Source organism: Ensifer sp., assembly GCF_035999185.1.
Lineage (GTDB): Bacteria > Pseudomonadota > Alphaproteobacteria > Rhizobiales > Rhizobiaceae > Ensifer.
This window is the reverse complement of the sequence record NZ_DASYHB010000205.1, coordinates 47,637-69,170: the sequence shown is the minus strand read 5'-3', so window position 1 is coordinate 69,170 and position 21,534 is coordinate 47,637. Positions and strand designations below refer to the sequence as shown.

General features: G+C 62.9%; 20 protein-coding genes. 14 read left to right on the top strand and 6 right to left on the bottom strand.

All coding sequences use genetic code 11. The annotated features are described in order from the left end of the window. Positions 1 to 59: 59 nt before the first annotated feature. Positions 60 to 890, bottom strand: a complete 831-nt coding sequence (locus tag VGO04_RS27920; protein WP_327499224.1) for an alpha/beta hydrolase — start codon at positions 888 to 890, stop codon at positions 60 to 62. Positions 891 to 1,201: 311 nt separating this feature from the next. Between VGO04_RS27920 and VGO04_RS27915 the strand changes: the two genes are divergently transcribed. The 7 genes from VGO04_RS27915 to VGO04_RS27885 all read left to right on the top strand — a co-directional run bounded on the left by VGO04_RS27915 (position 1,202) and on the right by VGO04_RS27885 (position 8,262). Beyond that, positions 1,202 to 2,821, top strand: a complete 1,620-nt coding sequence (locus tag VGO04_RS27915; RefSeq protein WP_327499223.1) for a benzoate-CoA ligase family protein — start codon at positions 1,202 to 1,204, stop codon at positions 2,819 to 2,821. A 4-nt stretch (positions 2,822 to 2,825) separates the two neighbouring features. Continuing rightward, entirely contained in the window at positions 2,826 to 3,662 is an 837-nt protein-coding gene (gene kynA, locus VGO04_RS27910) for a tryptophan 2,3-dioxygenase (protein WP_327499222.1), read from the top strand. Positions 3,663 to 3,704: 42 nt separating this feature from the next. Next, positions 3,705 to 4,844, top strand: coding sequence for an ABC transporter substrate-binding protein (locus VGO04_RS27905; protein WP_327499221.1), 1,140 nt, complete (start codon positions 3,705 to 3,707; stop codon positions 4,842 to 4,844). Between the two features lie 93 nt (positions 4,845 to 4,937). Further along, a complete protein-coding gene (locus VGO04_RS27900; protein WP_327499220.1) occupies positions 4,938 to 5,858 on the top strand; it encodes a branched-chain amino acid ABC transporter permease in 921 nt (306 codons plus the stop codon). Positions 5,859 to 5,865: 7 nt separating this feature from the next. After that, positions 5,866 to 6,837, top strand: a complete 972-nt coding sequence (locus VGO04_RS27895; protein WP_327499219.1) for a branched-chain amino acid ABC transporter permease — start codon at positions 5,866 to 5,868, stop codon at positions 6,835 to 6,837. Next, the gene (locus VGO04_RS27890) at positions 6,830 to 7,579 is read left to right on the top strand and encodes an ABC transporter ATP-binding protein (protein ID WP_327499218.1); all 750 of its coding nucleotides are present in this window, start codon (positions 6,830 to 6,832) and stop codon (positions 7,577 to 7,579) included. The genes VGO04_RS27895 and VGO04_RS27890 overlap by 8 nt, the downstream gene beginning before the upstream one ends. Beyond that, positions 7,576 to 8,262: an ABC transporter ATP-binding protein gene (locus VGO04_RS27885; RefSeq protein ID WP_327499217.1), complete on the top strand. Its 687-nt coding sequence runs from the start codon at positions 7,576 to 7,578 to the stop codon at positions 8,260 to 8,262. Before VGO04_RS27890 ends, VGO04_RS27885 begins: the two co-directional genes overlap by 4 nt. 8 nt (positions 8,263 to 8,270) lie before the next feature. On the opposite strand, the gene VGO04_RS27880 is transcribed toward VGO04_RS27885, so the two are convergent. From VGO04_RS27880 to VGO04_RS27860, 5 genes are all read right to left on the bottom strand, one after another. Further along, a complete protein-coding gene (locus tag VGO04_RS27880) occupies positions 8,271 to 9,239 on the bottom strand; it encodes a threonine ammonia-lyase (RefSeq protein WP_327499216.1) in 969 nt (322 codons plus the stop codon). A 141-nt stretch (positions 9,240 to 9,380) separates the two neighbouring features. After that, positions 9,381 to 10,628, bottom strand: coding sequence for a kynureninase (gene kynU, locus VGO04_RS27875; protein WP_327499215.1), 1,248 nt, complete (start codon positions 10,626 to 10,628; stop codon positions 9,381 to 9,383). Between the two features lie 15 nt (positions 10,629 to 10,643). Next, positions 10,644 to 11,567 carry an ABC transporter permease gene (locus VGO04_RS27870; RefSeq protein ID WP_327499214.1) on the bottom strand — a complete coding sequence of 308 codons (924 nt, stop codon included), beginning with the start codon at positions 11,565 to 11,567 and terminating at the stop codon, positions 10,644 to 10,646. A 5-nt stretch (positions 11,568 to 11,572) separates the two neighbouring features. Further along, entirely contained in the window at positions 11,573 to 12,352 is a 780-nt protein-coding gene (locus VGO04_RS27865; protein ID WP_327499213.1) for an ABC transporter ATP-binding protein, read from the bottom strand. A gap of 64 nt (positions 12,353 to 12,416) precedes the next feature. Further along, positions 12,417 to 13,406 carry an ABC transporter substrate-binding protein gene (locus VGO04_RS27860; RefSeq protein ID WP_327499212.1) on the bottom strand — a complete coding sequence of 330 codons (990 nt, stop codon included), beginning with the start codon at positions 13,404 to 13,406 and terminating at the stop codon, positions 12,417 to 12,419. A 161-nt stretch (positions 13,407 to 13,567) separates the two neighbouring features. Here VGO04_RS27860 and VGO04_RS27855 point away from each other — a divergent pair, with 161 nt between their 5' ends. The 7 genes from VGO04_RS27855 (at position 13,568) to VGO04_RS27825 (ending at position 21,522) form a co-directional block, all read left to right on the top strand. Continuing rightward, positions 13,568 to 14,341 carry a GntR family transcriptional regulator gene (locus VGO04_RS27855; RefSeq protein ID WP_327499211.1) on the top strand — a complete coding sequence of 258 codons (774 nt, stop codon included), beginning with the start codon at positions 13,568 to 13,570 and terminating at the stop codon, positions 14,339 to 14,341. Between the two features lie 98 nt (positions 14,342 to 14,439). Next, positions 14,440 to 14,964 carry a MarR family winged helix-turn-helix transcriptional regulator gene (locus VGO04_RS27850; protein WP_327499210.1) on the top strand — a complete coding sequence of 175 codons (525 nt, stop codon included), beginning with the start codon at positions 14,440 to 14,442 and terminating at the stop codon, positions 14,962 to 14,964. Between the two features lie 215 nt (positions 14,965 to 15,179). Next, positions 15,180 to 17,501 (top strand): bifunctional salicylyl-CoA 5-hydroxylase/oxidoreductase, encoded by a 2,322-nt coding sequence (locus VGO04_RS27845; RefSeq protein ID WP_327499209.1) that lies wholly within the window; start codon positions 15,180 to 15,182, stop codon positions 17,499 to 17,501. Next, complete coding sequence (locus tag VGO04_RS27840) at positions 17,498 to 18,274, top strand: SDR family NAD(P)-dependent oxidoreductase (protein WP_327499208.1); 777 nt, start codon at positions 17,498 to 17,500, stop codon at positions 18,272 to 18,274. Before VGO04_RS27845 ends, VGO04_RS27840 begins: the two co-directional genes overlap by 4 nt. A 2-nt stretch (positions 18,275 to 18,276) precedes the next feature. After that, on the top strand, positions 18,277 to 19,119 hold the full coding sequence (locus VGO04_RS27835) for an enoyl-CoA hydratase family protein (RefSeq protein ID WP_327499207.1): 843 nt from the start codon (positions 18,277 to 18,279) through the stop codon (positions 19,117 to 19,119). Positions 19,120 to 19,121: 2 nt separating this feature from the next. Continuing rightward, positions 19,122 to 20,318: an acyl-CoA dehydrogenase family protein gene (locus VGO04_RS27830; RefSeq protein WP_327499206.1), complete on the top strand. Its 1,197-nt coding sequence runs from the start codon at positions 19,122 to 19,124 to the stop codon at positions 20,316 to 20,318. Positions 20,319 to 20,334: 16 nt separating this feature from the next. Beyond that, the gene (locus VGO04_RS27825) at positions 20,335 to 21,522 is read left to right on the top strand and encodes an acyl-CoA dehydrogenase (RefSeq protein ID WP_327499205.1); all 1,188 of its coding nucleotides are present in this window, start codon (positions 20,335 to 20,337) and stop codon (positions 21,520 to 21,522) included. Positions 21,523 to 21,534: the final 12 nt, after the last annotated feature.

The following is a 21,534-nucleotide window of genomic DNA, read 5'->3' as shown; positions in this document are numbered from 1 at the left end:
CTCTCTAATATTACGCAATTCCGGACGGAAAACCGTTCTACACTTGTCCTGGAATTGCTCTAAGAGGACAGCAGGCTTTGTGTCAGCGGATGACCCGCATGCGCAAGGCCATCGATCACGTCGAAATGGTGCCTATCCGGTTCGACGACCGCCGCTGTCGTTGCCCCCAACCCCGTCCAGATGTTGGCCAGCAGCGCATTCTGGCGCAGGAATTCGGCCCGCTCCCCGCCTCCGGCCCAGCAGGTGATGCGGGCGTTTCGCATCGGCCGCAACAACGCCGGGCTTTCCGAAAGTGCCTCGGCATCGTCGATGGCCAGCTTTTCGTTCATGGCCGTCGACATGATCGGCCGCAGGTCATGCACGCCGGAAATCGAGACGACGTTGCGGATCCGCTCTTGAACATGCGACGCAAGCGGTGCCGTCTCCGTGATCATCCGGCTGACAAGGTGGCCGCCGGCCGAATGGCCAGTCAGCATCAGCGGACCCTCGACCATCTTTGCCGCCTCGCTGATGGCCGCGGCAATCTCCGCGACGATCCCAGCAATACGGATCTCCGGGCAGAGCGTGTAGGACGGCATGGCTACGGCATAACCATTTTCGACGGCGCCGGCGGCCAGATGCGACCAGAAGCTCTTGTCGAGCTGCAGCCAGTATCCACCGTGCACGAACACGACCAGACCCTTGGTAGGCCCTTCGGGCAGAAACAGGTCCATGCGGTTTCTTGGCCGTTCGCCATAGGCCCGATCGAGCTTCGCACGCCCGGACGACGAGAGGGCCTCTCGGAACGCTTCGGCCGGCTTGACCCACGCCTCGGGCCAGCGGTCGCTGCGCGCGATATTCGCGCCGTTGGCATAGGCGTCGTCCCAGTCGGAAATACGGCGTTCCAGCATCGGTGCAATCCTCCCTCGATGTCTCCTCTTCAATAGCAATCGCCCGCCCCATCCGGAAACGCAATGGCGCTGCCGAGAAAAAACTTTAGGCTTGAAATAATTTTGGACTGGTGCAATGCTTTCCCATGTTCAGCCGAGAAGTGGAGGTCTCGCTGTGCCTATCACCATCATTCATGTCGTCACAGCAACGGCGAGCGCCACCGGAAACGGTGCGGCGATGCTTGCCGCATGCCAGTGCGACCGCAAGACATTCAGCCGGCTTTGAAATGCCTGAGCAACAGGCAGGAACGAAACAAGGGAACAGCCGCCACATGCTTGGACCGACTTCGCACGTCGATACATTCACACGCGACCATCTGCCGCCAGCGGAAGAATGGCCCGAATTCCTGCTTGAGGGTTTCGACTATCCCGACCATCTCAATGCGGCCGTCGAACTGACGGATGCCATGGTCGCAAAAGGGTTTGGCGACCACACCGCGCTGATCGGCAATGGCCGCAGGCGAACCTATAAGGAACTGTCCGACTGGACGAACCGACTGGCGCATGCGCTGGTCGAAAACTACGGCGTGAAGCCCGGCCATCGCGTGCTGATCCGTTCGGCCAACAATCCGGCAATGGTCGCCTGTTGGCTCGCAGCGACGAAAGCCGGCGCCGTCGTCGTCAATACCATGCCGATGCTGCGCGCAGGCGAACTGGCCAAGATCGTCGACAAGGCGGAGATCAGCCTGGCGCTCTGCGATACACGGCTGATGGAAGAGATGATCGCCTGCGCCAAGGATAGCCGCTACCTGAAGCAGGTCGTGAGTTTCGACGGAACCGCGAACCATGACGCCGAACTCGACCGTATCGCGCTCGACAAATCGGTGGTCTTCGAAGCCGTGAAAACCGGCCGTGACGACGTGGCGCTTCTCGGCTTTACCTCGGGCACGACGGGGATCCCGAAGGCAACCATGCATTTCCACCGCGATCTGCTTGTCATTGCCGACGGCTATGCGCGCGAAGTGCTCGGTGTGACGCCCGACGATGTCTTTGTCGGGTCGCCGCCGCTCGCCTTCACCTTTGGCCTCGGCGGCCTTGCGATCTTTCCCTTGCGCTTCGGGGCGGCGGCAACGCTGCTGGAGCACGCGACGCCCGCCAACATGGTGGAGATCATCGAGAAGTACAAAGCGACGATCTCCTTTACCGCCCCCACCGCCTATCGGGCGATGATGAAGGCGATGGACAACGGCGCCGATCTTTCGTCGCTGCGGGTCGCGATCTCGGCGGGCGAAACGCTGCCTGGTCCGGTCTTCGAGGAATGGACGGCCAAGACCGGCAAACCGATCCTTGACGGCATCGGCGCCACCGAGATGCTGCACATCTTCATTTCCAACCGCTTCGAGGACCGAAAGGCTGCCTCGACCGGCAAGCCCGTCCGTGGCTACGAAGCACGTATCGTCGACAGCGAGATGCAGGAGGTTCCACGCGGCACGATCGGCAGGCTTGCGGTGCGCGGTCCGACCGGCTGCCGTTATATGTCAGACGCCCGCCAGCGCGACTATGTGCGCGATGGCTGGAACCTGACGGGTGACGCCTTCTATCAGGACGAGGACGGCTTTTTCCATTTCGCCGCCCGTTCCGACGACATGATCATCACCGCCGGCTACAACATCGCCGGCCCGGAGGTCGAGGCCGCCTTGATCTCGCATCCGGAAGTGGCCGAGTGCGCCGTGGTCGGTGCGCCGGATGCCGAGCGCGGCCAGATTGTCGAAGCCTATGTCGTTCTGATATCTGGCGTGTTGTCGGACGACGCGACGATCAAGCGTCTGCAGGATCACGTAAAGGCGACGATCGCGCCCTACAAATATCCGCGATCGGTCAAGTTCCTGGAAAGCCTGCCCAAGACAGCCACGGGCAAGATCCAGCGGTTCCGATTGCGGTCGGAGAACTGAAAACATGAGCAAATCATACGACCCTTCGAAAGAAGGCGCCCAGATGTCGTTCAAGGGACGCATGTCCTACAGCGACTACCTGATGCTGGAAAAGGTGCTGGACGCGCAGGAGCCGCTTTCCAAGGCCCATGACGAGATGCTGTTCATCATCCAGCATCAGACGTCCGAACTCTGGATGAAGCTCGCGCTGCACGAGATCAACGCCGCGGTGCGCTCGATCCGCGACGACCGGCTGGAACCCGCGTTCAAGATGCTGACGCGCGTCGCCCGCATCTTCGAACAGTTGAACAGCGCCTGGGACGTGCTGCGCACGATGACGCCCAGCGAATACACCACGTTCCGCGAATCGCTCGGCCAGTCCTCCGGCTTTCAGTCCTGGCAGTACCGGGCGATCGAGTTTCTTGCCGGCAACCGCAACGTCGCGATGCTCGGACCGCATGCGCACCGCGCCGACATCATGGAAAAACTCGAAGCGATCCTGTCCGCTCCGTCGCTCTATGACGAAGCGATCCGCCTTCTTTCGCGCAACGGCTTCGATGTCGGCGAAGAGGCCCACCGCACCGACTGGCGCGAAACCCGTGTGGAAAGCGACAAGGTCTTTGCCGCTTGGCAGGTCGTCTATCGCGATCCCGAGCGCTACTGGATGCTTTATGAACTTGCCGAGAAGCTGGTCGATTTCGAGGATTACTTCCGCCGCTGGCGCTTCAACCACGTCACGACCGTCGAGCGCATCATCGGCATGAAACGCGGAACCGGGGGTACATCCGGCGCGTCCTATCTGAAGAAGATGCTCGAAGTGGAACTTTTCCCCGAGCTCTGGCACGTGCGCACGGGTCTCTGATAGAACACAACTCATAAGGGAATTCATAAAGAGGAGAACAGCATGAACCGCATTCTGGCAGCGAGCCTTCTTGGCCTCTCGCTTGCAACGTCAAGCCTTGCCCATGCCGAGCCCGTAAAGATCGGCGTCATCACCACGCTCTCGGGCGGTGGCGCTGGCCTAGGCATCGACATGCGCGACGCCTTCACGCTCGCGATCAAGCAGTCGGGCAACAAGGACGTCGAACTGGTCATCGAGGACGATGCCCAGAAGCCGGAACTTGCGGTTCAGATCGCCGAGAAGATGATCCAGGGCGACAAGGTCGACCTGATGACCGGGATCATATGGTCGAACCTTGCCATGGCGGTCGTGCCGAACACGGTGGCGCAGGACGTGATCTACCTCTCGCCCAACGCCGGCCCGTCGGCGCTTGCCGGTGCGAACTGCAACCCGAACTATTTCAACGTCGCCTACCAGAACGACAATTTCCATGAGGCGATGGGGCAATACGCCAACAAGGACTACAAGAACGCCTTCATCCTGGCGCCGAACTACCCGGCCGGCAAGGACGCGCTGACCGGCTTCAAGCGGTACTACAAGGGGGCGCTCTCCGGCGAGATCTACACCCAGGTCGGCCAGACCGACTATGCGGCCGAAATCGCCCAGATCCGTGCCTCTGGCGCCGACAGTGTCTATTTCTTCCTGCCCGGCGGCATGGGCATCGCCTTCATGAAGCAATATGCCCAGTCGGGCGTAAACATCCCGGTCATGGGCCCGGGCTTCTCCTTCAGCCAGGACGTCCTGCCGGCGATCGGCGATGCCGCCCTCGGCGTCAAGAACTCCGCGACCTGGTCCAAGGATCTCGACAACGAAGCCAACAAGCAGTTCGTCGAAGCTTTCAAGGCCGAGTACAAGCGCCTGCCCTCGATCTATGCGGCCCAGAGCTGGGATACGGCAAACCTGATCCTGGCTGCTCTGTCGAAGGCAAGCGTCAAGGACAAGGACGCCTTCCGCACAGCCCTCAAGGCAGCGGATTTCAAGTCCGTGCGCGGTGAGTTCGCCTTCAACAACAACAACCACCCGATCCAGAACATCTATGTTCGCGAAGTGGTGAAGGAAGCCGACGGCGTCTTGACCAACAAGATCATCGCCACCGCCTTCGAAGACCACAAGGACGCCTACGCCGAGAAGTGCTCGATGTAGCTCTCGCGCCTGTTGTCTGCCGGGTGCTGGCTTTCAAAGCCGGTACCCGGCCGAAGAAACGCGTCATACTGACATCAAGCTTGGACCGTCCTCTTGTTCACCGCACTCCTGATCGAACAACTGCTCAACGGGCTCCAGCTCGGCTTGATGCTGTTTCTGATGGCCGCGGGCCTGACGCTGATCTTCGGCGTCATGGGCCTGATCAACCTTGCTCACGGCTCGCTCTACATGATCGGCGCCTTCGCCTGCGCCACGGTCGCTGCCGCAACCGGTTCCTTCTGGATCGGGTTGATCGCCAGCCTCACGGCCGCCGCCGGCGTCGGGGCCATCATCGAGGTTGCCGTCATTCGCAGGCTCTACGATCGCGACCATCTCGATCAGGTGCTTGCCACCTTCGCATTGATCCTGATCCTGTCGGAAGGATCACGCTGGCTCTTCGGCTCCTTCCCACTCTATCTCGACATACCGCCCGTGCTGCAGGGTGCGGTTCCGCTTCCGGGCGGTGGCCAGTACCAGCTCTATCGCCTCGCAATCATCGGCGTCGGCATCGCGGTTGCTGCTGGTCTCTACATGCTGATCTCAAAAACCCGGCTCGGCATGCGCATCCGCGCCGGCGAATCCGACCGCGAAATGATAGGTGCGCTCGGCGTCGATATCGGCACGCTCTACACGGTCGTCTTCGCGCTCGGAGCCGCGCTTGCGGGTCTTGCCGGGGCTCTCGTCGGCGCGCTGCAATCGGTGCAGGTCGGCATGGGCGAACCGGTCCTCATCCTCGCCTTCGTCGTCATCGTCATCGGTGGTATCGGCTCGATCAAGGGCGCGCTGGTCGGCGCCGTTATCGTCGGCGTCGTCGATACTATGGGCCGCTTCCTGCTTCCCTCACTGCTTGCCCTCACCATGCCCGCGTCGCAGGCCACCACCATCGGTGCCGCACTCGCGTCGATGCTGATCTACGTCGTCATGGCTCTCATCCTTGCGTTCAGGCCGAGCGGCCTGTTTGCCGCACAGTCGTGAGGTCGAGATGAACCGGGAAACCACCATTAATCTGCTTCTTGCCGCGCTCCTTCTCGGCGCGCCGCTTCTGGCCACCGCGATTGGCGAACCCTTCTATGTGACGCTCGCGACCCGCGTCGCCGTCCTCGCGCTCGCCGCCGTCGGCCTCAATTTCGCGCTCGGGCTCGGCGGACTACTGTCTTTCGGCCACGCCGCCTTCTTCGGCCTCGGCGGTTACGTTGCGGGCATCATCGCGACCCACGCCTTCAACGCCGAACCGCTGTTTGCCGGCATTCCGGCAACGACGTCGATGCCGCTGATCTGGGTGACGGCCATCGTCGTCGCCGGGATCGCCGCGTTGCCGATTGGCGCCATCAGCCTGCGGACAACGGGCGTCTATTTCATCATGATCACGCTCGCGTTTGCGCAGATGATCTACTATTTCGCAATCTCCTGGCCGGCCTATGGCGGCGAAGACGGCCTGTCGATGTCGATGCGCAACGCCTTTCCCGGCGTCAACACCGCCAAGCCCCTGCCCTATTTCCTGATCTGCTATGCCGCGCTGATAGCGACGCTCCTGTTCTTTCGTGTGGTCGAAGGGTCGCGCTTTGGCAGCGCATTGCAGGCCGCGAGACAGAATGGAACGCGCCTTGCCGCCGTCGGCATCGCGCCCTTCAACATCCGGCTCGTCGCTTTCGTCGTCTCCGCGATGATCACCGGGTTCGCGGGCGCGCTCTATGCCGATCTCAACCGTTTCGTCGGGCCTTCGATGCTCTCCTGGCACATGTCCGGCGAACTGATGGTGCTCATCATCCTCGGCGGCAAGGGCCGACTGTTCGGGCCGGTTGCCGGCGCGATGATCTTCGTGTTCCTCGAATATGTGCTCGGTGGCATTACCGAGCGCTGGCAGTTCTTCCTCGGCCTCATCCTTCTCGGCATCGTGCTCTTTGCACGCGGCGGATTGCTGGGCCTGCTGTCCGGAAAGCCGCGCCATGTCTGAGCCCATTCTCGAAATCCGCGATCTCAGAAAATCCTTCGGCGCACTCAAGGCGACAGACGGCGTGAGCCTCGATCTTCGTCCGGGGCAAATTCACGCCCTGATCGGCCCGAACGGCGCCGGCAAGAGTACGCTGATCCACCAGATCGCCGGATCGCTCAGGGCCGACAGCGGCACGATCCGCTTTCTCGGCCAAGATGTCGGCGGGCTCGACATAGCAGCCCGCGCCCGGCTGGGCCTTGCCCGAAGTTTCCAGATCTCCTCGCTGGCACAGGAGTTTTCGGCGCTTCGCAACGTCATGCTGGCGGTACAGTCGCAGCAAGGCAGCAGCTTTCGCTTTTTCCGCCAGGTGAGCGACGACAAGGACCTGACCGAACCGGCGATGGCGATGCTGGAGCGCGTCGACCTTGCTGCACGTGCTCATGTGCCGGCCGCCGAACTGTCGCATGGCGAGCGCCGGCAACTCGAAGTCGCCATCGCGCTGGCGCTTTCGCCGAAAGCTTTTCTCTTCGATGAACCGATGGCCGGCATGGGCCCGGAGGGCTCCAAACGGTTGACGTCGCTCCTCGACGGATTGCGCCACGAAGCGCCGATGCTGCTCGTAGAACATGACATGGATGCGGTATTTGCGCTGGCGGACCGCATTTCCGTACTCGTCTACGGGCGCATCATTGCAAGCGGCACCGTCGACGAAATCCGCAGCGACCCGGAAGTGCGCCGGGCTTATCTCGGAGAAGCCGCATGAGCCTGCTCGCGATTAGAGGCCTCGAAACCTTCTATGGCGCCTCCCAGGCGCTCTTCGGCGTCGATCTCGACGTGCGCGAGGGCGAAGTGGTGGCGCTCATGGGCCGCAACGGCATGGGCAAGACGACGACGATCAACTCGATCCTCGGCCTCGTGATACCGCGCGCCGGCGCGATCAGCTTTGCGGGAAAGGTGATTTCCGGCATGCGGCCGCACCGGATCGCCCGGCTCGGCCTTGGCCTCGTGCCCGAGGGGCGGCGCTGTTTTCCCAATCTCACCGTCATGGAAAACCTCGTTGCCACCGCCCGTGGCAGTGCCTGGACCTTAGAGAAGGTGGTGGCGCTGTTTCCGCGCCTCGGCGAGCGACGCGATCAGTACGCCAACACGCTTTCGGGCGGTGAACAGCAAATGCTCGCCATCGGCCGGGCTCTGATGACCAATCCCAGCCTGCTCATTCTCGACGAGGCAACCGAGGGGCTGGCCCCGGTCATTCGCCAGGACATCTGGTCGGCGATCCGCACGCTGAAAGCGGCCGGTCAATCGATCCTCGTCGTCGACAAGACGCTTTCGGAATTGCTGCCCGTCGCCGACCGCTGCTTCGTGCTGGAAAAGGGCACGACTGTTTTCGAGGGAGCGCCGACAACGCTGACACCTGAGCTCCAGGATCGTTACCTCGGCGTCTGACCCGGTGCTCAAGCCGGCGGAATGCCGCCGGCGAGCACTGTGGAATAGGCAGATTCGTCTATGTTGCCGCCCGAGATCACGCAGACGATATTTCCCTTGAGGTCAGGGCGCGCGATCGCGGCGGCAAGTGAAGCGGCCCCAGCACCTTCGGCGACGACCTTGGCCTTCTTGAAGAGAAGCCGCATCGCTTCGGTCACCTCTGCCGGGCTGACGGCAATCGCTCCATCGATCAGTTCACGCGCGACCGGCCAGAGTTGCGGCACCAGCGATGGTGCCCCGATGCTCTTGATGAATGACGGACGGGTTTCGATCGTCACGATCCGCCCAGCGGCAAGCGTCGCCGAGATTGGGGCGGCGCTATCGTCCTCGACAGCAAAGACACGGCAACGGCCGGAAGCGGATTTGACCGCGCTCGCGACGCCGGTCGTCATGCTGCCGCCGCCAAAGGGCGTAAGCACCACATCCACATCAGGCAGGTCCTCGACGATTTCCATGCCGATCGAGCCGTTACCGGCAAGCACGGCTTGGTCGGTCACCGGATTGATCAGCAATTCCCGCCCATCCGGGCGGTCCGCGTCGGTGATGTATTCCCACCAGGTTTCAACGCTGATGAAGCGCACCTCGCCACCGAGCGCGCGCACGCCGTCGATCTTGGTTTGCGGCGCGCCGCGATACATATAGGCAACCATCGGCACGCCGATGAGGCGCGCGGCCCAGGCCATGCCATAGGCCATGTTGCCGGAACTGGTGACTGCGACGCCATTCGCAAGAACGGCTGGATCCCGCGACAGCACAGCGTTCAAGGCGGGGCGGAGCTTGAATGCTCCGATGGGAGAGAGCATCTCCAGCTTCAGAAAAATCTGGCGGTCCGGAAACCCATGGTCGAGCCGGACCAGCGGCGTGCGCGCGAAATGTGGCGCGATGCGTTTACGGGCATCGGTGATTTCGTCGGGGGTCGGGCGGTATGGCGCGGTCATTGCTGAAATCCCCCGTTAGCCGTCCTCTCGCCTTCGGGCACAGTGGCTCTCAAAGAACCCGCTGGGCGCGGCGGCCTCAGTATGCGCCTGAACGAGCAGGAACGGGCAAAACGCCGCCCGCCGCACTTCGGTACCATTCAATCAGGTCACGGCCGCACGGACGGCAAAGCGTGCGTCCTGCCAGGCGCCCGTGCGCAGGATCTCGTCTAGGATTTCGACCGCCCGCCAGACATCTGCATAGCTCACATAAAGCGGCGTGAAGCCGAAGCGCATGGTGGTCGGTGCACGGAAATCGCCGATGACGCCGCGGGCAATCAACGCCTGCATGATCTCATAGGCGTGCGGATGGCTGAAAGAGATCTGGCTTCCGCGTTTCGCCCCCTCACGCGGGCTCTCGAGCTTCAGACCATGAGCGCCGCATTTCGCCTCGACGAGCGCAATGAAGAGATCCGTGAGGCGAATGCTCTTCTCGCGAAGTTGCACCATGTCGACCGCGTCCCAGATGTCGAGCGCGCCCTTCAGCGCCCGCAGCGACAGGATCGGCTGCGTGCCGCAGAGGAAGCGCCGGATGCCCTCGCCGGCCGCATAGTGTTTCTCGAAGGCGAAGGGGCGGGCATGGCCCCACCAGCCGGTAAGCGGCTGGCGGATATCGTGATGGTGACGGGTCGCGGCGTAGATGAAGGCCGGCGCGCCCGGGCCGCCGTTCAGGTACTTGTAGGTGCAGCCAACGGCGAAATCGACATTGGCGCGGTCGAGATCGACGGGCAGGGCGCCGGCCGTATGGCAGAGGTCCCAGATGACCAGCGCTCCGTGTTCATGTGCCTTGCGGGTCAGCGCGGCCATGTCGCGCAGTTCGCCCGACTTGTAGTTGACGTGGTTCACCAGAACCACGGCAACGCTGTCGTCGATCAGGTCCTCGATCTCGGGCGCATCGACACCTTCGAGACGCAGGGAAGCGCCGGGACGCGTCGAAACCACGCCTTCGGCCATATAGAGATCGGTCGGGAAACTACCGCCCTCGCTGACGATCACCGACCGATCGGGTCGGAGCGCCATAGCCGCATGCAGGGCCTTGTATATGTTGATCGACGTGGTGTCACAGACGACCGTCTGGCCGGGTGCCGCACCAATCAGCCGCCCGACACGGTCGCCGAGCGCAAGCGGCATTTCGAACCAGCCGGCCGTGTTCCAGCTGCGGATGAGATCCTGCCCCCATTCCTCGGTCGCCGCCTTTCGAAGTTCGTCGAAGGCAGCGGTCGAGGCAACGCCGAGCGAGTTGCCGTCGAGATAGATAAGGCCCTCCGGCAGGATGAAGCGCTCGCGCATCGGACGCAGCACATCGGACGCATCCATGGCTTCGATGGCGACAAAATCAGGAACTGCAGTCATGAAGATGGTCCTTGTCTATTCGCGAACGGTTTCGCGGGCGGGGGCTGGCCCGCGGCTTCGCTTGAGGCTCGGCAGAGCCAGCATGGCGAGCACGAACAGGCCAGTCGCAAGTTTCAGATCTGGCGGCGGCATGCCGGCGGCCAGGCAGAAGGAAACGAGCTGGTAGTAGACGACCGCGCCGACGAAGGGGGCGGCGAGCTGACGAAGCACGCTCTGCTTGCCGACGATCGCCTCGCCGATCATCAGGGCCGCAAGGCCATTGATCAGGATGCCGAGACCCATATTGACGTCGGCAAAGCCCTGCGACTGGACCATCAGCGCGCCGCCTGCCGCCGAGAAAGCACCGGCAAGGCCGACGCCGCCGATGGTCGCGAGCCAGACATTGATGCCTTGCGCCTCGGCCATATCAGGATTGGCGCCAACGGCGCGCACCGCCGTGCCCTTCTCCGTCCGGAAGAAGTGATAGAGCAGAAAGAAGACGATAAGGGCGATCAGTCCGGCGACCACGATCTTGCTCGCCGGAAAGCCCGGCTGCAGCCCTGGCGCCCAGTCGAACACCGTCGGCGCGCCGAAGACCGAGAGGTTCGACCGGCCCATGATCCTGAGGTTGATCGAATAGAGCATCGTCATCATCAGGATGCCGGCAAGCAGCGTGTGAATGCGGAACCTCAGATGGATGAACGCAGTGCAGCATCCCGCAAGGAAACCTGCGACGACAGCAATGGCGATCGCCGCGAGCGGCGACATGCCGGCAGCCATCAGCACGCCGCAGACGCAACCGCCAAGCGGGAACGCGCCTTCGCTGGTCAGGTCCGGAAAGCTCAGCATGCGGAACGGAATCATGATGCCGAGCACGACGAAAGCGAGGATCAGGCTCTGCGCCAGCGTGACCGGAACGAGAGAAACGAAGCTCGAAATGGTGTTTTGAATGATATCCATGATCGTCAGCTCGCCAGGAACATACGGTCGGTTTTGACGGCGAAATGACCGATCAGGTCTGGCACCGTCGCTTGGGCCTTCTCCTTGCCGTCGATCTCGAGGCGGACCCGCCCGGCATCGAGCATGATGACCTTGTGGCCGAAGTCGACCGCGTGCTGCATGTTGTGCGTCACCATCAGCGTCGTCAGCTTCAGGGCTTCGACCGCGCGGATCGTCGCCTGCATGACGATGTCGGCCGTGCGCGGGTCGAGCGCGGCAGTATGCTCGTCAAGCAGCAGAAGTTCCGGCTCGCCGCCGACCGCCATGATCAGCGACAGCGATTGTCGCTGACCGCCAGAGAGCAGTTCCACGCGGGTGTCCAGGCGATTTTCGAGACCAAGTCCCAGCAGCGACAGTCGGTCCTTGTAGGTGGCAAGCCTTGTCGCATTCAGCCCGCGCCGCAGCGTACGCTTGTTGCTGCGCAGTTCGGCAAGCAGCATGTTTTCCGCGACCGTCATCGAGGCGGCAGTGCCGCGCATCGGGTCCTGGAAGACGCGGGCAAGCCGCATGGCGCGCTTGTGCACGGGGGTCGCCGTGACATCGTCGCCGTTGATGACGATCTGGCCGGTGTCGAGCACGAGTGCGCCCGAGATTGCGTTGAGCATACTGCTCTTGCCGGCCCCGTTGGAGCCGATGACGACGCCGAATTCGCCCGTCGCGAGGCGGAGATTAAGGCCGTCGAGCGCGACCTTTTCGTCTGCCTGCCCCTTGTAGAAGACTTTGCGGGCCGATCTGATTTCCAGCATTGGCTCCCCCTAATCGTGGAGTGACGGCACTCTTGGCGCCGTCACTATTGAGACCAACCGGAAATCAGTCGACGACGCAGTTGCACTCGGTGGCGAGCGCTGCCGGCACTTCGATGCCGAAGGCGGCCGCCGCCTTCTTCGAGATCAGCGGTGCATGATCCTCATAGGCCGGGCGCGACGGCGCGATCGTCTTCGGGTCCGTGCCTTTCAGGATCTGGGCGGCGATCTTGCCGGCATTCATGCCGACCTGCTCGTAGTTGACGGCGAAGCTCGCCGGTACGACGCCGTCACGCACGGCGCCGTCGTCGGAGTTCACGATCGGGATCTGGGCCTGGCGTGCCGCCGCCGAAACGGCACCGATCGCTGGCTGCAAGAGGTTGGATGCGGGCGTGTAGATCACATCGGCCTTGCCGGCGAAGGAGGCGATGCGCTGCTGGATGTCGTTGACGTTGTCGACGCCGACCTCGACGACCTCAAAACCGGCAGCAGGGGCTGCTTCCTTGATCTTGTCGAGAAGTGCCGTGTCGTTCGCTTCGCCCGGATTATAGGGCACGCCGAAGCGCTTTGCGTCCGGCAGCAACTTGCGGGTAAAGGCCATGACCGCGGCCACGTCCTGAAGGTCGGTAGCGCCGGTCATCCCTTCATCGCCTGCCTCCCACGAAGGCACCAGCTTGGCAGCTACCGGATCGGTGACGGCCGAGAAGACGACCGGAATGCCGGAGCCGGCGAGCGCCTTCTTGGCGATCTGCGAGACGGGCGTCGTAATCGTGTAGACCAGCTTCGGCTGTTCGGCCTGCAGCTTGGCGATCATCTGCGGCACCAGCGAGGCGTCGAAGTTTGTGTGGCTCTCGGTGTAGACAACATCCTTGCCTTCGACGAAGCCGTTTTCAGAGAGCGCCTTCTTGAAGCCCGCGATCGATGCGTTCAATTGCGGATGCTCGCCGAAATTGGCGATGCCGATGCGGATCGGATCGGCGGCGGCCGTTCCCGCGCCCAACGCAATCGCGCCGGCGACAACCAATCCCGAAAGCCACGTGCTCTTAAGCCTGCTCATACATCCCTCCCAGAATCTGACGAGCGTTACCGCCCTCCTCGGCGGCTTGCGGGGATGATGGCGGCGGTCGGAGTTCTTGTCAAACAAATATATATATTTTCATCCATCGCTCGGAACTATATATATTTGCGCTAATTCGGCGTGGGCGCAAAGGGAATGGGATGCAAGACCACGAACAGTCGACCAAGACGGAATCGGCCTACCGACTGCTGCGCCGCGACATTCTTGCGACGCGGCTCACGCCTGGCGCGCCGATGAAGCTGAGTGCGCTGCGTGAAAGCTATGGGATCGGCTGGACGCCTCTACGCGAGGCCCTGTCGCGGCTGGAGGCGGAAGGCCTCGTCACCGCGATCAGCAATCGCGGCTTTGCCGTCGCACCGGTGTCACGCGAAGAACTCGACGATCTCACCCGTGCGCGCCTGGCGGTCGAAATGCCGCTGCTCATCGAGTCGATCGAGAATGGCGACAGCGCATGGGAATCCGCCGTCGTCACGGCACACTACCGGCTGTCGCGCTGCAAGGCGTCCGTCGAACACTTCTCGGAAAGCGAGGTCGACGAGTGGGACGAGAAACACGCGGCGTTCCATTTGGCGTTGATCAGTGCGGCACGGTCGCGTTGGCTTTTCCGTTTTCAGGCGACGATTTCCGACCAGCTCCGACGCCACCATCGCTTTTTGAGCCTTGCCCCGACGATGGGCGCCGCTGCGGGCATGAGCGCAGGATACGAAGAGGCGGTCGCGGCTTTGCAGGATGCCATGGCGATCGAGCATCATACCGAACTGATGGAGGCGGCACTCGATCGCGACATCGAGCGTGCCCGCGCGCTGATGGCCGAGCACATCGGCTTTACCGTCAACGTCTATGTCCAGTCCGAAGACGGTGGTCGTACCGTACCATCTCCCGGCCGGTCGACCTCCGGCCTTGCGTCCAAATGACGGCCCGTGACAACCTGTCCAAGACCTGCCAACGTCATTAAGAACAGGATCACGAAAGCGCGCGGTGATTTGCGCAGGGTTGGAAGCGGACGTTTCGAATGATGGGTGAAGACAAGTTCGACATTTCACCGGAATGGGTGGATGGCGAGACCAAGGCGCTCGAGGCGCCGGGCGATCATCGTGCAGAACTCAGGCTCTGGCTGCGCCTTCTGACCTGCTCGACGCTGGTCGAGAGCGAAGTTCGCCGGCGGCTCAGGGAAGAATTTGATTCGACCCTGCCGCGCTTCGACCTGATGGCCCAGCTCGAGCGCGCGCCCGACGGCATGGTGCTCGGCGAAGTATCCAAACGCATGATGGTCTCTCCGGGCAACATCACGGTGCTGGTCGAGCGCCTGACCGAGAGCGGCCACATCAGCCGCACGACACTGCCGACGGACCGACGCGTCCAGATCATTGCGCTTACCCCCTTCGGCCGCGCCGAATTCGAGAAGATGGCCGCAAGGCACGCCGACTGGATCTCCGACCTCTTCGCCGGGCTTCCAGCGAAGGACGGCGGCGTGCTGATGGACGAGCTCGCCACGCTCAAACGCTCGATCATCACTTCACTCGCGCGAAACGCCTGAGCCCTCCTCTTCCCCTTCCTGGCTCCGAGCCACATCGCAACGGCACGATACCGCCGTCGCGCTCCGAACGCATGCGAGGGTGTCCCTTCTGGCCAAAACAATTTTAAGCTTGAAATTTCTCCTGAACGAGTCCACCCTGCATCCAGCAGTTCGGGAGGACGACCAAAGTTCTCTCGACGGCGACGCGCGCAGCCGGAGCTCGGGAGGAGAACGACATGCGGATCGTCTGTATCGGTGGCGGGCCCGCCGGCCTCTATTTTGCGCTGCTGATGAAGCGCCAGCACCCGGAGCATCACGTCACCGTCGTAGAGCGGAACCGCGCCTTCGACACCTTCGGCTGGGGCGTCGTGTTTTCCGATCAGACCATGCAGTCGATGCGTCAATGGGATCCGGAAACAGCCGAAGCGATCGAGGTCTCGTTTAATCACTGGGACGACATCGAGCTGGTTTTCAAGGGCCGCAAGATCAGGACGACCGGTCACGGTTTCGTCGGCATCGGCCGTAAGAAGATGCTCAACATTCTGCAGGATCGCTGCCTTGAGCTTGGCGTCGAACTCCTTTTCGAAACGGACGTTGAAAGCGACGAACAGTTCGCCGATGCGGACCTGATCATCGCTTCCGACGGGGTGAACTCGCGGATCCGCAACAAATATACCGAGATCTTCCAACCCGACATGGTCGTCCGCCCGAACCGTTATGTCTGGCTCGGTACGAACAAAAAGTTCGACGCCTTCACCTTCGATTTCCAACGCACCGAGCACGGCTGGTTCCAGGCGCATATCTACCGCTTCGACGAGAACACCTCGACCTTCATCGTTGAGACCACCGACGATGTCTTCCGCGCCCATGGCCTCGACCAGATGGACCAGGACCAGTCGATCGCGTTCTGCGAAAAGCTCTTTGCAGGTACGCTCGACGGCCACAGGCTGATGACCAACGCGCGACACCTGCGCGGCTCCGCCTGGCTGAATTTCGGCCGGTTGATCTGCGAGAAGTGGAGCCACTTCAACGGCCGCAGCCACGTCGTGCTGATGGGCGATAGCGCCCACACGGCGCATTTCGCGATCGGCTCGGGCACCAAGCTCGCGATCGATGACGCGATCGAGCTCACCCGCCAGTTCGATATTCTCGGCCATGACAAGGCCAACATCCCCGCCGTGCTCGCGACGTACGAGGACGTGCGCCGTGTCGACGTCGCCCGCATCCAGAACGCTGCGCGCAACGCCATGGAATGGTTCGAAGTGGTCGGCACGCGCTATGCCGACACGCTGGAACCGGAACAGTTCATGTACTCGATGCTGACCCGCTCGCAGCGCATCAGCCACGAGAACCTTCGCCTGCGCGACAAGGACTGGCTCGAGGGATTCGAGCGCTGGTTTGCTGAGCGCGCCGGCGTCGAGCCGGCGGCGAACGGCGCTGTTCCCCCACCAATGTTCACGCCTTTCAAGCTTCGTGGCATGACGCTCAAGAACCGCATCGTGGTTTCGCCGATGGCGATGTATTCGGCGACCGACGGTGTGCCGAACGACTTCCACATGGTGCATCTCGGCGCGCGCGCCATGGGCGGCGCCGCTCTCGTCTTTCCGGAGATGACCTGCGTATCGGCGGATGCCCGCATCACGCACGGTTGCCTGGGCCTCTGGAACGACGAACAGGCACAGGCTTTCAAGCGCATTGTCGACTTCGTGCACCAGCAGACACCCGCCAAGATCGGCATCCAGCTCGGCCACGCCGGCCGCAAGGGCGCGACCAAGCTTGCCTGGGAAGGGATCGACCAGCCCTTGAGCGAAGGCGGCTGGCCGCTGATTTCGGCCTCCGCCCTGCCCTACCTCAAGCACTCCGACACACCGCGCGAAATGACTCGCGCCGACATGGACCGCGTCCTTGCCGACTTCGTGCAGGCCGCTGAACGCGCCCGCGACCTCGGTTTCGACATTCTCGAACTGCATGTGGCCCACGGGTACCTCTTGTCGAGTTTCCTGTCACCGCTCACCAACCATCGTACGGATGCGTATGGCGGCGACCATGCGGCCCGTGCCCGTTTCCCGCTCGAAGTGTTCCACGCGGTCCGCAAGGCCTGGCCTGAGGACAGGCCGATGTCGGTGCGCCTCTCGACCCATGACTGGCATGAAGGCGGCAACACACCCGAAGACGCGGCGATCTTTGCTCGCCTGTTCAAGGAGGCCGGCGCCGACATGATCGACTGCTCCTCCGGTCAGGTGGTGAAGGAAGAAAAGCCGGTTTACGGCCGCCTGTTCCAGACACCGTTCTCCGACAAGATCCGCAACGAGATCCAGGTCGCAACCATTGCCGTCGGTGCGATATCGGAAGCCGACCACGCCAATTCGATTATCGCCGCCGGCCGCGCGGACCTCTGCGCCATCGCCCGCCCGCATCTGGCAGACCCGTCCTTCGTCCTGCACGAGGCGGCAAGGATCGGCTACGACGGCCAGCCCTGGCCCAAGCAGTACCACTCTGCCCGCGCGCAATACGTCAACAATCTGGCGCGCGCCGCTACGACGGCAGGAAAATCATGAGCAAAAGGCATGCTTTCGTCACGGGCGCGGGAAGCGGTATCGGCAAAGCGATCGCCCTGGCGCTTGCCGCCGACGGCCACGCCGTCAGCCTCGCGGGGCGACGTGCGGAACCCCTCGAAGCCGTGCGAGAAGACATCCGTACGCTGGGGGGCGAGGCACACGTTTGCGCCAGGTTTGACGTGACCGATCCGGAAGCGGTCGAGCAGGGCATCGCGGCTGCGATTGCCAAGAGCGGAGATATTGCCGTTCTCGTCAACTGCGCCGGCGAGGCGCCTTCGGCACCGTTCGAAAAGACCGACTTTGCGCTTTGGCAACGGGTGCTCTCCATCAATCTGACCGGCGTCTATCTGGTGACGCAGGCAGCCCTTGCTTCCGTGCGCCGGGCCGGAAACGGCCGGATCGTCAATGTCGCAAGCACGGCGGGCCTTACCGGCTACGCCTATGTTTCCGCCTATTGCGCGTCCAAGCATGGAGTCGTCGGCCTGACACGCGCGCTGGCGCTTGAGCTTGCGCGCACTGATGTCACCGTCAACGCCGTGTGCCCCGGTTTCACCGACACGCCGCTCATCGACGGGGCGCTCGATACGATCAGCGAGAAGACCGGCCGCTCGCGCGAGGAAGCCCGCGCCAGCCTCGCCCGTTCCAATCCGCAGGGACGCCTGGTGACGCCGGAAGAGGTCGCCCACACCGTTTCTTGGCTCGTCTCAAAAAAGGCGAGCGCGATAACCGGCCAGGCAGTTGCAGTTGCCGGCGGCGAAGTTCTCGGAGGATAGAGATGACAAACCCGATGCAGGCCAAGAAGCGTCCCCTCAAGGGCCATAAGGCGAAGCACTTCCTGTTCGAAACGGATGCCGACGGCCGGGTCGCCACAATCACCCTCAACCGCCCGGAAAAGAAGAACCCGCTGACCTTCGAGAGCTACGAGGAACTCGTCGACCTCTTCCGGGCGCTGGGTCGCGCCAGCGACGTGCGCGCCGTGGTGCTGACCGGCGCCAATGACAATTTCTCCTCCGGCGGCGATGTCTTCGAGATCATCGAACCGCTGACGCGCATGTCGATGCCCGACCTCCTGGATTTCACCCGCATGACCGGCGAGCTGGTGCGCCAGATCCGCGCCTGCCCGCAGCCGGTCATCGCAGCCGTCGATGGCATCTGCGCCGGCGCCGGCGCAATTCTCGCCATGGCGTCGGATTTCCGTGTCGCGACGCCGGAGGCAAAAACGGCTTTTCTCTTTACTCGCGTCGGGCTCGCGGGCGCCGATATGGGTGCGTGCGGCATTCTTCCCCGCATTATCGGCCAGGGCCGCGCGGCCGAACTGCTTTTCACCGGCCGCGTCATGACAGCGACCGAGGGCCACGCCTGGGGTTTCTACAACGCCCTGCACGAGCGTCCGTCGCTGCTTGCCGAAGCACAGAAATTCGCACGGACCATCGCTGACGGCCCCTGGTTCGCCCACGCGATGACCAAGAAGATGCTCGATCAGGAATGGGCCATGGGCATCGACCAGCTGATCGAATCGGAAGCGCAAGCTCAGGCGATCTGCATGGCGACCGGTGACTTCCGCCGTGCCTTCGAGGCGTTCGCCGCCAAGGCGAAGCCGGAATTCAAGGGGAACTGAACATGGGCTCCCATGAGACACCCCTGCTGCAGCCGTCCCGCGATCATCTCGACTGGCCATTCTTCGCAGACGGCCACCGCACGCTTTCCGGCGTACTGGACGATTTCGTCGCCGGCGGCGGTCTCGGCAAAGTCGATCACGGCAATGTCGATGCCGCGTGTCGGCATCTGGTTAATGCGCTTGGCGGCGCGGGCATTCTTCGCCACTGCGTACCGAAGGCATTCGGCGGCAGTAGCGATGAGATCGACAGCCGCTCGCTCTGCCTCATTCGCGAGACGCTTGCCTATGCCGACGGCCTTGCCGACTTCGCCTTCGCCATGCAGGGGCTTGGCACCGGCGCGATCAGCCTTGCCGGATCCGAGGCACTGAAGCAGGCCATCCTGCCCAAGGTCGCGGGCGGCGAATGGATCTCCGCCTTTGCGCTTTCCGAGCCCGAGGCGGGCTCGGACGTCGCGGCCATGGCCTGCGCTGCCCGCCGCGATGGCGATCATTTCGTGCTCGACGGCGAAAAGACCTGGATTTCCAACGGCGGCATTGCGGACGTCTACACGGTATTCGCCCGCACTGGCGAAGCCCCCGGTACCCGCGGCATTTCCGCCTTCGTGGTCTTCGCCAACACACCGGGCTTCACGATCGCCGAACGCATCGAGACGATTGCGCCGCATCCGCTCGCCCGGATCCGCTTTGACAATTGCCGCATTCCGGCTTCGCAGCTTCTTGGGTCCCCGGGCGAAGGCTTCAAGATCGCCATGCGCACGCTCGACATCTTCCGCCCTTCGGTCGCAGCCGCTGCGATCGGCTTTGCCCGCCGCGCGCTCGACGAGGCGGTCGCCCATGCGAAGAACCGCAGGATGTTCGGCGCAACCCTTGCCGACCTGCCGACCGCCCAAAGCACGCTGGGCGAGATGGCAACCGCGATCGACGCGGCGGCACTTCTGACCTGCCGCACGGCATGGCAGCGCGATGTCCAGAAACGGCCGACCACGCGGGAAGCGGCGATGGCCAAGATGACCGCGACCGAAAACGCGCAGTGGGTCATCGACCAGGCGCTGCAGCTTTTTGGCGGTCGCGGCGTGCGCGTCGGCGAAATCACCGAGCGGCTTTATCGCGAGATCCGGGCGCTGCGCATCTACGAGGGTGCGACCGAAGTTCAAAAGCTGATCATCGGCCGCGAGCTGATGAAGAGCGTCGGCAAGTAACGAGAAGGTGTCGAACATGCATGGTTCAAAGGCGTCATTCAATTGGCAGGATCCGTTCAGCCTGGATGCGCAGCTGACGGAAGAAGAACGCATGGTGCGGCACACAGCACAAGGCTATGCCGAAGACCGGCTGGCGCCGCGCGTGCAGGAGGCCTTCCGCCACGAGAAGACCGATCCGTCGATTTTCGCCGAGATGGGCGAACTCGGCTTGCTCGGCCCGATGGTTTCCGAAGAGTACGGCGGAGCCGGGCTGAACTACGTCTCCTACGGCCTGATTGCCCGCGAAATAGAACGCATCGACAGCGGCTACCGCTCGATGATGAGCGTGCAGTCGTCGCTGGTGATCGTGCCGATCTATACGTTCGGCAGCGAGGACCAGAAGCGCAAGTACCTGCCGGGACTGATCGCCGGCACGAAGATCGGCTGCTTCGGCCTCACCGAACCCGACCACGGTTCAGACCCGGGTTCGATGATCACCAAGGCCAGCAAGGTCGACGGCGGCTACCTGCTTTCCGGCTCGAAGACCTGGATTTCCAATGCACCGATCGCCGACGTCTTCGTCGTCTGGGCAAAGACATCAGACGGTGCGATCCGCGGCTTCATCCTCGAGAAAGGCTGGAAGGGGCTGAGCGCGCCTGCGATCCACGGCAAGGTGGGACTTCGCGCCTCGATTACCGGCCAGATCGTCATGGACGAGGTCTTCGTGCCGGACGAGAACATGCTGCCGAGCGTGGCAGGACTGAAGGGCCCTTTTACCTGCCTCAACTCCGCGCGCTTCGGCATCGCCTGGGGCGCCCTTGGTGCGGCCGAATCCTGCTACGAGACGGCGCGGCAATACGTGATCGACCGCAAGCAGTTCGGCCGGCCGCTTGCCGCCAACCAGCTGATCCAGAAGAAGCTCGCAGACATGGCAACGGAGATTGCCCTTGGGCTGCAGGGTTGCCTGCGGCTCGGCCGCATGAAGGACGAGGGCAACCCGCCGGTTGAGCTGACCTCGATCCTCAAGCGCAATTCCTGCGGCAAGGCGTTGGAAATTGCCCGGACTGCCCGCGACATGCTTGGCGGCAACGGCATTTCGGACGAGTTTCCGGTGGCCCGCCATCTCGTCAACCTCGAAGTGGTCAACACCTATGAAGGCACCCACGACATCCACGCGCTGATCCTCGGCCGTGCGATCACCGGCATCGCCGCCTTCGCCAACTGAGGTCGGGCATCA

Coding starts and splice junctions, on each gene's coding strand:
- VGO04_RS27920 (WP_327499224.1), bottom strand. CDS start 890: ATGCTGGAACGCCGTATTTCCGACTGGGACGACGCCTATGCCAACGGC.
- VGO04_RS27915 (WP_327499223.1), top strand. CDS start 1,202: ATGCTTGGACCGACTTCGCACGTCGATACATTCACACGCGACCATCTG.
- kynA (WP_327499222.1), top strand. CDS start 2,826: ATGAGCAAATCATACGACCCTTCGAAAGAAGGCGCCCAGATGTCGTTC.
- VGO04_RS27905 (WP_327499221.1), top strand. CDS start 3,705: ATGAACCGCATTCTGGCAGCGAGCCTTCTTGGCCTCTCGCTTGCAACG.
- VGO04_RS27895 (WP_327499219.1), top strand. CDS start 5,866: ATGAACCGGGAAACCACCATTAATCTGCTTCTTGCCGCGCTCCTTCTC.
- VGO04_RS27890 (WP_327499218.1), top strand. CDS start 6,830: ATGTCTGAGCCCATTCTCGAAATCCGCGATCTCAGAAAATCCTTCGGC.
- VGO04_RS27885 (WP_327499217.1), top strand. CDS start 7,576: ATGAGCCTGCTCGCGATTAGAGGCCTCGAAACCTTCTATGGCGCCTCC.
- VGO04_RS27880 (WP_327499216.1), bottom strand. CDS start 9,239: ATGACCGCGCCATACCGCCCGACCCCCGACGAAATCACCGATGCCCGT.
- kynU (WP_327499215.1), bottom strand. CDS start 10,628: ATGACTGCAGTTCCTGATTTTGTCGCCATCGAAGCCATGGATGCGTCC.
- VGO04_RS27870 (WP_327499214.1), bottom strand. CDS start 11,567: ATGGATATCATTCAAAACACCATTTCGAGCTTCGTTTCTCTCGTTCCG.
- VGO04_RS27865 (WP_327499213.1), bottom strand. CDS start 12,352: ATGCTGGAAATCAGATCGGCCCGCAAAGTCTTCTACAAGGGGCAGGCA.
- VGO04_RS27860 (WP_327499212.1), bottom strand. CDS start 13,406: ATGAGCAGGCTTAAGAGCACGTGGCTTTCGGGATTGGTTGTCGCCGGC.
- VGO04_RS27855 (WP_327499211.1), top strand. CDS start 13,568: ATGCAAGACCACGAACAGTCGACCAAGACGGAATCGGCCTACCGACTG.
- VGO04_RS27850 (WP_327499210.1), top strand. CDS start 14,440: ATGATGGGTGAAGACAAGTTCGACATTTCACCGGAATGGGTGGATGGC.
- VGO04_RS27845 (WP_327499209.1), top strand. CDS start 15,180: ATGCGGATCGTCTGTATCGGTGGCGGGCCCGCCGGCCTCTATTTTGCG.
- VGO04_RS27840 (WP_327499208.1), top strand. CDS start 17,498: ATGAGCAAAAGGCATGCTTTCGTCACGGGCGCGGGAAGCGGTATCGGC.
- VGO04_RS27835 (WP_327499207.1), top strand. CDS start 18,277: ATGACAAACCCGATGCAGGCCAAGAAGCGTCCCCTCAAGGGCCATAAG.
- VGO04_RS27830 (WP_327499206.1), top strand. CDS start 19,122: ATGGGCTCCCATGAGACACCCCTGCTGCAGCCGTCCCGCGATCATCTC.
- VGO04_RS27825 (WP_327499205.1), top strand. CDS start 20,335: ATGCATGGTTCAAAGGCGTCATTCAATTGGCAGGATCCGTTCAGCCTG.